The organism is Anaerobacillus sp. CMMVII (assembly GCF_025377685.1).
Lineage (GTDB): Bacteria > Bacillota > Bacilli > Bacillales > Anaerobacillaceae > Anaerobacillus.
This window is the reverse complement of record NZ_JACEHK010000016.1, coordinates 108,006-121,453: the sequence shown is the minus strand read 5'-3', so window position 1 is coordinate 121,453 and position 13,448 is coordinate 108,006. Positions and strand designations below refer to the sequence as shown.

Genomic DNA, 13,448 nt, shown 5'->3' with positions numbered 1-13,448 from the left:
TCTTTCACTTTTATTCTAGGAAAAAGGAAGTTCACTTTTTCTCTCGAAGGTTAATTGACCTCGAGGGGCTGGGCGGTGGAGCTAGACATCAAGTACTAAAAATTCTTATACTTAACTAACTAGAAATAAAACCAAAGGAATTGACCTCTAGCGGGCAATTCCTGTTAAATGATATAAAGCAATATTAGTTTACTACCCTGAATAATCGACATAATTCCCTTTATAGGGGTGTTTCGCAACATTAGGCTTTTGCTTCAACCCTTGTCTTTGACCTGTATTTTGCCCTTGATTATTAGAGTTATCTTGGCTCTGGCCCTCGTCATCATTATTTAAACGCTTTTTCTCTGTTTCCGAAGTTTTTAACACTTGCTTTCGTTGCTTTTCATCAGTTTTTTGCTGTTCCATACCAAGATAGTCCTGAACAACTTGACCTCTTTGCTGAAGCTGATCTTGAATTTTCCCAACGTTTTGGGTACGGGGTAAAGCCACTTGTAGCTCAATTGCTTTTAAACTCATACAAACCCTCCAAAAACTTTTTTGAGCATGTCACATCTTTGAGATGACTATTTCACTATGTTCTAAATGGATTTTGACCCGTTGATGTGGTGCGATTATTTTCTGTTGATACTTACCAAAATGTACATCCACATTTGGATAGATTTGTTTTTCAACTATTACGGTTGATTTTCCAAATTGGCCTATAACCTCTTGGAGTTCCTCCATTTTTTCTTTCGCTTCCATTAAAGCATCTATCGTTACTTCAAGGGAATTGCGAACTTTTAACTTAATGATTTTTTCGTTAGTTGTTAGGGGCGATATCTTCTCTTTTTCATTTAGTTTTTGTAAGAGTGTATTAAGTTTCGTTAAATCATCTTCAGCCCGCTTAAGCTTTTCACTGAAAGCATGTTCTTTATCCATTAGGTTTTGGTTTGCCCCTAAATAAAGAAATGTACGAGTATTGTGTGAGTTACCAACTTCTCTCGCTATAATGCTTTTTCCAGCAGAAATAGAGCCACCAACGATATTGCCAATACCTTTATGACAATATACAGTACCATCTGCCTGGACTGTACTATGTAGTATTGATTGAGTACAATTGACATCACCTTCAACTTCAATAATACCTTGGTTGATAAAGGTTGTATGAAGGTTTCCTTTAGCCTTTATTAATCCCTTTCCTTGACCAACGATGCCAGTTGATACATAAATAGACCCACCAGAAATCAATACTGCCCCCTCGACAGTGCCATGTATTCGTATATCACCTTTAGAGTGAATTTCGAATCCTGCCGGCACATTGCCTCTAATATTGACGGTGCCAACAAAGGAAATATTACCGGTTTTTAAATCTAAGTCACCGTTAACCTCAAACACAGGGAATATATGGATAATCTTCCCTTCCACTGACATTTGCCCATCGATCATTGCATATAACATTAAGCCATTATCATCGACTCTAGTATTTTTTCCCGGTCGAAGTGAAAAATCTTTACCAGATTTCGCTAAAACTTCCTCTCCGAAAACATTTTTACCAGAACTTCCTTTTGTTGCTGTGATTTTTTGGCCAATTAATTGTCCATGGGTAACCGATGGGATATTAATCACTTGTTTCAAGTCAACATTTTTAATGTCGTCTATTTGATTACTTGTTGATAGGCTTGGATATATCACTTTTAAAGTTGCATCCACTCCATTGACAGGCTCTTGTCCTTCGGCAATAATGACCGGTAGAGCAATTTCACCTGTAAGAACCTTTTGTACGATTATCTCTTTTATCCCGTATATGATTCCATACTGATTAAATAATATTTTCATATCTTCCATGGTGTAAATCGTTTCGTTTTCCGCTCGTACTTTCTGGATAAGTGTTGCTTGCATTTTACTCTTATCAACTTGTATTTCATAAACATCGTCAACTAACAACACATCAACTCTCCTCTCCAAGGACAATGACAAGGTGCTATTTTTTAAATGGCTCTTTTCGTATAAAATGTTGTTATTAATTTATTCAACTACTAATAATAATCTTTAGATAAGGCTGTTTTCTCAAGGATTGTTTTTAAAATAGCTCGCAATTGGCAAGATATATCAAGATATCAAGCCATCTTTTCTAACATTCAAAGGTTGTAAACACAGAAATATGCCATATTTTAGTAAATTATTGTCCGCAAAGCCACAATGTTTTCGAAAAAAGCCTTAGATAAAAGCTTAATCATTTGCCTTTTCCTTCATAAACACCTGTTTTAAACGAAAAAGTGCTTTTGAATGTATTTGCGATATTCTCGAGGTTGTAAGCCCCATTATTTGACCAATCTCTGTTAAAGTTAATTCTTCAAAGTAAAATAAACTGACGACGAGCTGTTCTTTTTCATTTAAGTTTTCGATAACTCGAACAAGATCCTCATTATTGTTCTTCGTCAGCAAATGTTCTTCTGGATTTAATGTACATTTATCGACCAACGAATTTTTAAAAGTCTCGTCTCGTATTGAATCTTTTGTTTTCTCGTCTATTGATAATAAATTGGCCCCAAAGGTTTCCCCCATCACTTGAAGAACTTCATCTTCTGTTAGTTCCAATTTTTCAGCAACCTCTTTCGCTGTTACAAAGCGGCCGTATTGCTGCTCTAACCTTTCAGTCATTGCCTCAATTTTTTTTGAGCGCTCTCTTAAGGTTCTAGGTAACCAGTCTTCTTGCCTCAGCCCATCAATGATTGATCCTCTAATCCGAAATGAAGCATACGTATCGAATTTAAGCTCTCTAGAGTAATCAAATTTTTCTAGTGCATCATAAAGCCCCATTAGAGCATGACTTTTCAAATCTTCTTTGTTAATATTACGCGGTAGTCCAACAGCAATTCGTTGAACATGATAATCTACTAAAGGTAGATAAATTCGGATTAGTTCATCACAGGCTTGAATATCCCGTTGTTCTATCCATTTTTTCCAGACTTGTTTTTCAATTTCTTTTGTCTGAGGCATTTTTATCCTCCTTGGTATATTTATCAGATCTGTGAAGTACTGTTGAATTACTTTTCAGGAATTACCTTCTTCTATATCGGCTTCCTTCTCTGTCTCAAAGACAGACAAATAAGATAATGATTTTCATATTTCTTTGTTTTGCTATTAAATTCTATATACGTAAAATCATTTTTAACTACTACATATAGTTTGATACAGATTATTTAGGGAATTAAGAAATACACTCAAATAAAAATGTTATTAAATAATTAAATTTAGGCTGTTTTCGTAAACTTTGTTGCTTTTAGAAAAGAGCGTAAATTTATTAATAAATAAATGATAATATTAGATCTCTGTAACCCCTTGACTCACCGTACGAATTGAGAGTTTACTAGTATTTGGATCGAACTCAATCGTTCTTCCACTGCTACCACCAACATCCTCAGCAACAATACGGATGTTTAGTTCTTTTAGCTTGTCTTTTACAGCCTCGACATTTCTAGGACCAATTCTCATCATATCGCTGGAAGTTGAAAATTTGAACATTTGTGCTCCACCAGCAAGCTTTGCTTTTAACTGTACTTTCTTCGCACCTAACTGATTAAGTCGGCCTAACAATACATCTAATGCGGTATCGGCGTACTTAGCCTTATTTATTAATTCTGACTTCACTAAAGAAGAGCTTGGTAACATGACATGTGCCATTCCAGAGACTTTTGTTATTTCATCATAAATAACTACACCAACACAAGAACCTAATCCTGATGTACGAAGTTTTTGTGGTGATTTTGCGACATTTAACTCAGCCATCCCAACTTTAATGATTTCATCCATTGATAGAAACTCCTAGTGATTGAAAGATTATCTCATAAGAATCTGGATCAGGAAGTAAGAAGAAGTGTCCCCTCGTATTTTGGGAATATTCATCTATCTTCTCTAGAATTTCAGTTTCTATGACAATTGCATAATCTCCTACTTGAGATAGCTCTAATAGGCCATAACTTAAGATGGCATTGGCCATATCAACACTTAATGCAGGAACGGAAGGCTGCATATTTAAGTTTGTAAAATCGGAAAATGCCGATAAATAAGCACCTCCTAAAATATTACCGACTTCTTGTAAAGCAGATATGCCTATGTCTGAATAGGGAGGTAAATTCAAATCAAAATCGGACTCCCCGGTTAAATATCGGATTAGACCAGTAGCCTCTTCTAACGGTAAAATGAAGAACATATTCCCTGGCGCTTCGCCTTCTATCCTTAGAAAAATCGCTGCCACGACATTTTCTGATCCACCAACTAATTCTGTGATCTCATTAAATGATACAACACGAACTGCGGGTACCTTCATATCAATTGTTTTGTTTAAAAGCTTAGATAATGAAGTTGCAGCATGTCCAGCACCAATATTACCGACTTCCTTTAAAATATCTAAATGGTAGGATTGTATCTGGTTAAGAAAATACATTTAAACTTTTTCCCTGGTGGAATTCATTTCGTTAAAATCTTGAGCAGCTAATACTTTATCTAAATTTAATAATATAAGTAACCGTTTAGCCAGTTTCGCAACACCACGTAAGTAATCCGCTTCAACTCCACCAACAACTTGCGGAGGTGGTTCTATTGCTTCAATAGGAATATCGATCACATCGTTAGCTGCATCAACTATTAGACCTACCTCCATGTGATCAACAGCAACAATAATCATTCTCGTACTATCGGTTGTTTCTAGATCCTCAAGCCCGAACCTGTTTCTTAAATCAATAATAGGAGTAACAACCCCTCGTAAATTGATAACACCTTTAACAAAATCAGGTGTTTTAGGTACTCTAGTAATATGTTGAACTCTTTCAATCGAACGAACGTATTCGACCTCTATTCCGTATTCTTCATCCTGCAACTGAAAAACGATGACTTTCATTTCTGCCACATTATTTGCTTCAACCATGTTGTACCTCCCAAACTTATCTGTCTTAGCACAAGGCGCTCTTTTCGTAAACTTTGCTCCCGAAGTTACTCGTCGGACGAGTAAACATGTTTTTTTAAAAGAAAATTGAGTGTTAAATAGTCATTCAATATTTCTCTTACCTAAAAGTTAAAGTTAGAAAGACACCCTGAGTTTTTATTATTTCAAGTTTATTTTACTTACTTTTACAACAACAATTTTCCCCAAGCAGACTTACTACATTGGAAATTTAGTTATTTAATAAGTGAGTTGCAATCAACAATTAAAGCAACTTGACCGTCACCTAAAATTGTTGCACCAGAAATGGCAACGACATTTGTCAAGTAGTTCCCTAATGATTTAAGTACAATTTCCTGTTGTCCGATAAAGGAATTAACAACTAAAGCTGCCATCTTCTCTCCTTTACGGATAATAACAATTGAATGATACGAATTTTCTTGCCTTGTCTTTGGCACATCAAAGAAATCTGTTAAATTCATAAGAGGAACTACACTGCCTCTAAAGTCAATCACCTTTTGATTATGTGCAGATAATATCTCCTCGTCTTTTACGATTGCCGTTTCAATAATTGAAGAAAGCGGAATCGCATACTTTTCATTTTGCACTTCAACTAGCATCACTGATATGATTGATAATGTTAATGGTAATTGAATAGAAAAAGTTGTACCCTCGCCTAAGACAGAATCTACGGTTACACTACCACCTAAAGATTCAATTTTATTTTTTACGACGTCTAAGCCGACACCTCGTCCGGAAACATCAGTAATTTTGTCAGCAGTACTTAATCCAGAAGAAAACAATAATTCATAAACTTGTTTATCTGTTAATTTATTCTCATTTTCCTTTGAAACAACACCTGTGGCAATTGCCTTCTTTAGGACTTTGTCACGGTTAATCCCTGATCCATCGTCAGATACCTCTATAAATACATGGTTTCCACTATGATACGCCCTCAGAGTAATATTACCTTCATCGCTCTTGTTTACATTTAAGCGGTTTTCTGGAGTTTCTATGCCATGGTCGAGCGAATTTCTCAGCAAATGAACAAGTGGATCACCAATTTCATCGATTACCGTTCTGTCTAATTCTGTGTCTGCACCAATGATTTCTAAGTTTACTTTTTTCCCTAAGTCTTTTGCTAAGCCTCTGACCATTCTCGGAAAGCGGTTAAATACTTGTTCGACCGGTACCATACGCATATTTAAAATAATACTTTGTAGGTCCCCTGATATTCTTGACATATGTTCGACTGTCTCTGTCAAATCTGTACTTTTCAATTCTTTAGCAATTTGTTCGAGACGCCCACGATCAATGACTAATTCCTCAAATAAATTCATTAGAATATCTAGTCTGTCAATATTTACCCTAATTGTTTTGCTCGCTGAGTTATTTGACTTTTCTTCTTTGTTAGGGTTAACTAAATTCTTATCATTACTAGTATTAAGTGGAACTTCTTCGCTCTCAAGTTGACTTGATTCTTTTTCTTGATATGTATATTTATTGGAACCTAGATCGATATTTGTTACTTCAACGTTATCTACCTCGGAAACTTTTAAAATGCGATTAATCACGTCATCATTGGATTCCTTTGTTATAAGTGTCACTGTAAATTGATAGTCAAAGTTTTCTTCTTCTAGGGCCTCTACAGTTGGACTAGATTTAATGATTTCACCAACTTGTTCTAAAACTTCAAATACCATGAATACCCGCGCTGCTTTTAGAATACAATCCTCACGTAAAGTAATCTTTACTTGGTTAGCTAGAAAACCTTGTTCCAGCGCTTGCGACAAAACAGTGATCTCAAAGTCGTCATAAGTTTCTTCTAAGACAAGGCTATTAGTGTCAAGAATCTCTATAGTAGCAGCAATTTCATTATTTACCGTATCCTGTACTGCAACCACATCAGCCTCCTCTATTTTTTCCAATTGGGCAACGACTTTCTTCACATCACGCTTACCGTCACCACCCGTGGCAATTGATACGACCATTGCTTCTAAGTCATCAACCGCTTCAAAGACAACATCTAAAATCTCGCTTGAAACACCAATTTTACCATTTCGTATTCCATCAAGAACATTTTCCATAATATGTGTCAAGCTTGCAAGATCTTCATAGCCCATCGTAGCCGACATGCCCTTTAACGTATGAGCTGAACGAAAAATTTCATTTACTATAGCCATATTTTCAGGTGTATTTTCAAGCTTTAATAAGTTATCGTTCATTGCTTGTAAGTGCTCTTTACTTTCATCAATAAACATATCTAAATATTGATTTTTATCCACAAGTATATCCCCCTCTATCGACAATACTTTTCAATGCTCGCGGCAATGTCGTGCAAACGTACAACTTCGTCAACCTTGGTCGTGTTGATTGCCGCACGAGGCATTCCAAAGACTACCGCAGTCTCTTCTGCTTCTGCTATCGCCACAACATCACAAGAATTTTTTAATTTTAATAAACCTTTTGAACCATCAGAACCCATTCCAGTCAGGATAACCGCTATAATAGAATGATTTTTAATAGTGGCCAATGAATTTAGCATCGAATCTACTGAAGGTCGATGACCATTTTCTGGAGGTGACTGATCAAGCTGTATTGCTATGGTAGTCCCGATGCTTCTCGCTCTTAAATGGTATCCTCCTGGGGCAACATAGGCAACACCTTTTTTTACGACCTCACCATCTTCAGCTTCTTTCACCTTAATACTTGCTATGTTATCAAGGCGGGTTGCAAGAGACTTGGTAAAGCCTGCAGGCATATGTTGAACAATGAAGATCGGTGCATTTAGATCTTTAGGAAGCATTGTAAGGACTTGTTGCAATGCTTTCGGTCCACCGGTGGAAGTACCTATAGCAACAATTTTTTTTCTAATAACTGTTTTTGTCGTCTTTTCTCTAATGGATTGGGTTTAGGGTTAGGCACTGTTTGATTGTCGTTTGGGAACAACTTTGAAAGTTTTACACTCGCTGCTTGAACCACTTTTTCAATAAGTTCATCACGAACTTTATGGATATCAAGCGAGATTGCTCCTGATGGTTTAGCAATAAAATCAATTGCCCCATAGGACATCGCCAAAACAGTGTTTTCCGCTCCTTCTTTCGTTGTACTACTTACCATAATGACAGGCTTCGGTGATGTTCGCATGATTTGCTTTAATGCCTCTAGCCCGTTCATGATTGGCATCTCTACATCCAAGGTAATGACGTCAGGATTGAACAACTGAATTTTATCTAGTCCATCTTGACCGTTCCTAGCTGTTGCTATCACTTCGATTCGTTTGTCCTCCTCCAAAAAATCCTTGATCATCTTTCTCATAAAGGCAGAGTCATCTACTACGAGTACTCGGATCAATCTAGTCACCACCTTTTTTCTGTAAGGTATTGTTTAATCTTACTAAAGAAAGTAGTGTACGAACGGACTTTCAACTCATTTCCTGCGACACCTAGATATCGCGGAATAAGTTCTTTTAGAGACTGACTCGGTTTACTAGAAGGTGAGTAAAGTAAAAATGGTACTTGTGCTTTGACTGCCTTCAGTACAATCATATCAAAAGGGATAATTCCTAATAGAGTGATATCTTTTTGAAGGAATTGACTTGATACCAATTTTAAATTTTCGAACGTTTTCTTGCCTTCAGCAGGAGAGTCAACTTGATTAACTAAGATGGCAATTGGAATATCCTGATCTTTTAAGTGAATATATTTTATCAGAGCATAAGCATCAGTAATCGATGTTGGTTCCGGTGTTGTAACAACAATGACTTCATTGGCCGCTAAAATAAAATGTAAACTATCCTTAGAAATTCCAGCACCCATATCAAAAATAATATAATCGTACTTCCCATTCAATAGCTCAAGTTGCTGTAAAAATCTTGATAGTTTACGAGGGTTTAATTGAAATAGCGACGAAAAACCTGTTCCGCCGGCAATAAATGATAACTGTTCGGGACCTTCCTCAATAATTTCCAAAATTGATAGATCTCTTTCAATCATATCAAGGATTGTAAATTGAGGAGAAACCCCCATTAATATGTCAACATTTGCCATACCAATATCTAAGTCAAAAAGTAAAACCTTCTTACCTACTTTCATAAGATCAATCGCAAAATTCAACGAAAAATTAGATTTTCCTACGCCGCCTTTACCGCTTACTACGGCTAACACTTTCGTATCTATATTCGTATCACTAGCCATCTCTAACATTTGTCGTAAATTCTTTGCTTGATCATTCATAGGTTTCAACCTCTAAAATACTATTTACGATTTCTTCTAAAGAACCCTCAATGATATCGTCAGGTACACTCTGTCCATTTGTAATATAAGCTACGCCTACTTTATACTCATGAACTAAATTAAACATCGATCCTCTTGATAATGTTTCATCTTTTTTCGAAAAGATAACCTTACTAATATTTATTTTAGAGAATTGTTCATAAATCGACGCCATGTCACGATACTTTGACGTAAGAGAAAGTACTAAATACGTTTCCATTTCCTCATCAAAGTCAATAACCTTTTTAAGTTCATCAATATACATTTGATTTAAAAAATTTCTCCCTGCTGAGTCTATCAACACTACATCATACTCTGACAGCTTTTCTTTGGCTTTTACAAAGTCTTCTACAGAAAAGGCAACTTCAATAGGAACATTTAAGATTTTGGCATATGTCTTTAACTGGTCAATGGCAGCTATTCGAAATGTATCAGTCGTTATAAAAGCGACTTTTTTCTGATGCTTTAGCATGCAGTGTGCTGCTATTTTAGCAATAGTTGTTGTTTTTTCCCACTCCTGTAGGTCCAACTAGGTTTAAAAACTTCTTGTTAAATGCAAAGCCACCCATTTCATTCCCCTGGATAGTTTCTTTCAGTACTCCTTTTGCCCATTGCAACGTTTCACTCTCGCTAGTTGTTTCCTTATCTTTCACATACCAATTTTTTAATAGCTTTTTCATGACTTCAATGCGAATGTTAGGTGAAATTTCTTGGTCAATAAGAATTTGATTGATATTCTTCAAAGCCTCTGGATAATCATGGAATTGAGTTGCAAAAGAACTAGTCATATTGTTAACAAGGCTTTTAAGCTCCTTAACTTCCTTTTCTAACCCCTCATTTTTAACTTCCGTATTAATTGTTACTGGAGTACTTTGTTCCTTTGGCTTGATATGATCTTGAGGAGGCTTTCTCTTAGGTACAGATCTCCGAACAGTCGGTACAGAATCAACTGCGGCTATTACCTCAATATTTTTTTTCGTAAAAAAGCCTAGAAAACCACCAGTCTCAATTTCTTTCGAATTTAAGATAACCGCTTCACTTCCAAGTTCCTTACGAATTTGCTTCATTGCTTCAGACATAGAATTAGCTACAAATTTTTTGACCTTCACTATACATTCACCACCCCTACACTTTGAACCTCAATGGAAGGCTCAAGCTCATTATATGATAATACTGGAACATGAGGTAAATAACGTTCAAGTAAATGTCGAATATACATTCGAACAGCTGGAGAACAAAGTAATATTGGCATTTGCCCCATCTCACTCATTCGCTCTACCTCATAAAGAACTGCATCAATTATTGTCTGCGAGTCATTAGGTTCTAAAGTCAAGTAATTTCCATGTTCTGTTTGCTGGACTCCATCTGCAACTATTTTTTCTACAGAACCACTTATAGTTACAACGTAAAGAGGTTCATTATTATTTGCGTATTGTTTTGTAATTTGTCGTGAAAGAGCTTGTCGAACATATTCAGTAATTAAATCCGTATCTTTCGTCATTTGGCCATAGTCAGCTAATGTTTCAAAGATCGTTGGTAAGTTTCGAATAGAAACTTTTTCTTTTAATAGATTAGCTAGTACTTTTTGGACCTCGCCAATTGAGAGTGGATTTGGTGTCACATCTTCAACCAATGTAGGATAGGATTCTTTTAAATGATCGATTAACTGCTTGGTTTCTTGACGACCTAATAATTCATGTGCGTGACGTTTTATCACCTCAGTAAGATGCGTTGAGACAACAGAAGGGGGATCTACAACCGTATATCCAGATAACTCAGCCTGCTCTTTTACGTCTTCACTGATCCAAATCGCAGCCATTCCAAAGGCCGGTTCAATTGTTTCAATCCCAACGATACTTTCATCATCGATTCCTGGGCTCATTGCCATGAAATGATCAAGTAACAGTTCTCCTCTTGTAATTTCATTTCCTTTAATTTTTATTGAGTATTCGTTTGGTTGTAATTGAATATTATCCCGAATTCGAATAACTGGAACGATTAATCCTAATTCAAGGGCAAGTTGACGTCTAATCATAACAACACGGTCTAATAAGTCACCGCCTTGATTGGCATCTGCTAAAGGAATAAGACCATAACCAAATTCAAATTCAATCGGATCCACTTGAAGAAGGTTAATTACACTCTCTGGAGATTTCATATCTTCATGATTTTCTGATTCAACACTTGCGGCTTCCTCTGCCTCGAACAATTTCTGATCTTCTTTCTTTAATAACAAATAGCCACCAATGATTAAGAATAATCCAATCGGAGTTGTTAATCCTAAATTAATCGGAGTAAAGATTCCCAGTAAAAGAATTGTACCTCCAGCAATATAAAGCATTTTAGGATAAGCTAATAGTTGGTTTGTTATATCGTCTCCCAAATTCCCCTCAGAAGCTGCTCTAGTAACTACAATACCTGTAGCTGTTGAGATTAAAAGTGCAGGAATTTGACTGACTAATCCATCTCCAACTGTTAATAGCGTATATTTTGACGCAGCCGCACCTATATCAAGCCCTTGTTGCATCATACCGATTATTAAACCAAAAATAATATTTATAATAACAATAACAATACCTGCAATTGCATCACCTTTAACAAATTTACTAGCTCCATCCATTGATCCATAAAAATCAGCTTCTCTTTCAATTTTCAGTCGGCGCTCTTTTGCCTCGATATCAGATATCATCCCAGCGTTCAAATCTGCATCAATACTCATTTGTTTTCCAGGCATTGCATCTAAAGTAAAACGAGCACCTACCTCTGAAACGCGCTCCGCACCCTTAGTGATGACAACGAATTGAATAATAATTAATATTAAGAAAACTACGAAGCCGACGAGCGCATTTCCCCCCACTACGAATGAGCCGAATGTATCAATTACATTACCAGCTTGGCCTTCACCGAGTATGGATCTTGTCGTTGAGACATTTAGTCCTAAACGAAATAATGTAACTAAAAGTAGTAGTGTTGGAAAAATTGAAAATTGCAAAGGCTCTTTTGTATTCATTGCTACTAATATGATTAGGAGAGCAAGAGAGATATTAATAATGATTAGAACATCCAATAACACGGGTGGCAATGGGATGATAAGCATAACCACTATTAATATGACTCCTAATAGTACACTTAAATCCTTTGCTGACATTTGGTTCTCTCCTTCATAAGTCTAGACTTTGTTCTTGATCCGATAAACATATGCTAAAACCTCAGCCACAGCTTTAAACAATTCTTCAGGGACTTCATCCCCAATATCTGTTTGTTCGTATAATGCTCTAGCTAAAGGTCTATTTTCAACCATAATAATCTCATTATTCTTTGCAATTCCTTTGATCTTTTGAGCAATAAAGTCAACACCTTTGGCAATAACGACAGGCGCATCCATCTTCTCTCCATCATACTTCAAGGCAATAGCAAAATGAGTTGGGTTTGTAATCACGACATCAGCTTTAGGAACTTCCTGCATCATGCGCTGCATCGCCATTTGTCTTTGCTTTTCTTTAATCTTTGATTTTATTAAGGGATCTCCCTCAGTTTTCTTGTATTCATCTTTAACATCTTGCTTTGACATTCGGATATTTTTTTCATGATCGTAGCGTTGATATAAGTAATCTAAGACAGCCAAAAATATTAGTAAAATTGAAACCGCCACACCCATTGTTATTGTTAGCGTTCCTACAAAACTAAGTGCATCAGTGATTGGAATTAATGATAAGATCAAGATTTGATCAATACTAAACCACAAAATTGTGAAAGTTACTAGACCTACAAGTACAATTTTTAGTAGTGATTTTAGTAATTCAACAATCGCCCTTACTGAGTAAATTCTTTTAAATCCTTGAATCGGATTAAGTTTGCTCAGTTTCATCTTGATCGCTTCAGGAGCAAATAAGAAACCTACTTGCAAGTAATTACTGAAAATAGCAGCAAGAAACGCCATTAACATGATCGGAGCGACAATGACCACTGTTTGCATTGTAATCTCTAGAAATAAGCTCTGGACATTTTCTGCGGTCAGTTGAAATAGTAAATATTCTTGATACATAAACTGTAAAAAGGTAACCGTTTTTTTACCAACAAAACTACCAATTAATCCTAAAAATATAAAAATTAATAATAATATAATAGCAGTATTAATATCCGTACTTTTCGCAACTTGACCTTTTTTTCTAGTCTCTTGCTTTTTTTTCGGTGTTGCATTTTCAGTTTTTTCTTGCGCAAAAAACTGGAGGTCTACAGATAAAAAAGCCATC

The 13,448-nt window shown here is 36.0% G+C and carries 12 protein-coding genes and 1 pseudogene; all 13 read right to left on the bottom strand.

Annotation, left to right across the window (positions count from 1 at the left end; translation table 11 throughout):
* Nucleotides 1-192 precede the first annotated feature (192 nt).
* The 13 genes and pseudogenes from H1D32_RS20740 to flhB all read right to left on the bottom strand — a co-directional run bounded on the left by H1D32_RS20740 (nucleotide 193) and on the right by flhB (nucleotide 13,447).
* Nucleotides 193-516 (bottom strand): hypothetical protein, encoded by a 324-nt coding sequence (locus H1D32_RS20740; RefSeq protein ID WP_261180115.1) that lies wholly within the window; start codon nucleotides 514-516, stop codon nucleotides 193-195.
* Between the two features lie 30 nt (nucleotides 517-546).
* Nucleotides 547-1,923 (bottom strand): flagellar assembly protein A, encoded by a 1,377-nt coding sequence (locus H1D32_RS20735; protein WP_261180114.1) that lies wholly within the window; start codon nucleotides 1,921-1,923, stop codon nucleotides 547-549.
* 285 nt (nucleotides 1,924-2,208) lie between these two features.
* Nucleotides 2,209-2,979: a FliA/WhiG family RNA polymerase sigma factor gene (locus H1D32_RS20730; RefSeq protein WP_261180113.1), complete on the bottom strand. Its 771-nt coding sequence runs from the start codon at nucleotides 2,977-2,979 to the stop codon at nucleotides 2,209-2,211.
* Between the two features lie 324 nt (nucleotides 2,980-3,303).
* Nucleotides 3,304-3,792 carry a chemotaxis protein CheD gene (locus tag H1D32_RS20725; protein WP_261180112.1) on the bottom strand — a complete coding sequence of 163 codons (489 nt, stop codon included), beginning with the start codon at nucleotides 3,790-3,792 and terminating at the stop codon, nucleotides 3,304-3,306.
* Nucleotides 3,785-4,426, bottom strand: coding sequence for a chemotaxis protein CheC (locus H1D32_RS20720; protein ID WP_261180111.1), 642 nt, complete (start codon nucleotides 4,424-4,426; stop codon nucleotides 3,785-3,787). The genes H1D32_RS20725 and H1D32_RS20720 overlap by 8 nt, the downstream gene beginning before the upstream one ends.
* Complete coding sequence (locus H1D32_RS20715) at nucleotides 4,427-4,906, bottom strand: chemotaxis protein CheW (protein ID WP_261180110.1); 480 nt, start codon at nucleotides 4,904-4,906, stop codon at nucleotides 4,427-4,429.
* 251 nt (nucleotides 4,907-5,157) lie between these two features.
* The gene (locus H1D32_RS20710; protein WP_261180109.1) at nucleotides 5,158-7,206 is read right to left on the bottom strand and encodes a chemotaxis protein CheA; all 2,049 of its coding nucleotides are present in this window, start codon (nucleotides 7,204-7,206) and stop codon (nucleotides 5,158-5,160) included.
* Between the two features lie 14 nt (nucleotides 7,207-7,220).
* Nucleotides 7,221-8,239 (bottom strand): annotated as a pseudogene (locus H1D32_RS25545) (protein-glutamate methylesterase/protein-glutamine glutaminase).
* Between the two features lie 41 nt (nucleotides 8,240-8,280).
* Complete coding sequence (locus tag H1D32_RS20700) at nucleotides 8,281-9,156, bottom strand: MinD/ParA family protein (RefSeq protein ID WP_261180108.1); 876 nt, start codon at nucleotides 9,154-9,156, stop codon at nucleotides 8,281-8,283.
* Nucleotides 9,149-9,667, bottom strand: coding sequence for a flagellar biosynthesis protein FlhF (locus tag H1D32_RS25145; RefSeq protein ID WP_314733471.1), 519 nt, complete (start codon nucleotides 9,665-9,667; stop codon nucleotides 9,149-9,151). The genes H1D32_RS20700 and H1D32_RS25145 overlap by 8 nt, the downstream gene beginning before the upstream one ends.
* Nucleotides 9,668-9,683: 16 nt before the next feature.
* The gene (locus H1D32_RS25140; RefSeq protein WP_314733470.1) at nucleotides 9,684-10,304 is read right to left on the bottom strand and encodes a flagellar biosynthesis protein FlhF; all 621 of its coding nucleotides are present in this window, start codon (nucleotides 10,302-10,304) and stop codon (nucleotides 9,684-9,686) included.
* Nucleotides 10,304-12,343, bottom strand: coding sequence for a flagellar biosynthesis protein FlhA (gene flhA, locus H1D32_RS20690; protein WP_261180107.1), 2,040 nt, complete (start codon nucleotides 12,341-12,343; stop codon nucleotides 10,304-10,306). Before flhA ends, H1D32_RS25140 begins: the two co-directional genes overlap by 1 nt.
* Nucleotides 12,344-12,364: 21 nt before the next feature.
* Nucleotides 12,365-13,447 (bottom strand): flagellar biosynthesis protein FlhB, encoded by a 1,083-nt coding sequence (gene flhB / locus H1D32_RS20685; protein WP_261180106.1) that lies wholly within the window; start codon nucleotides 13,445-13,447, stop codon nucleotides 12,365-12,367.
* Nucleotide 13,448: the final 1 nt, after the last annotated feature.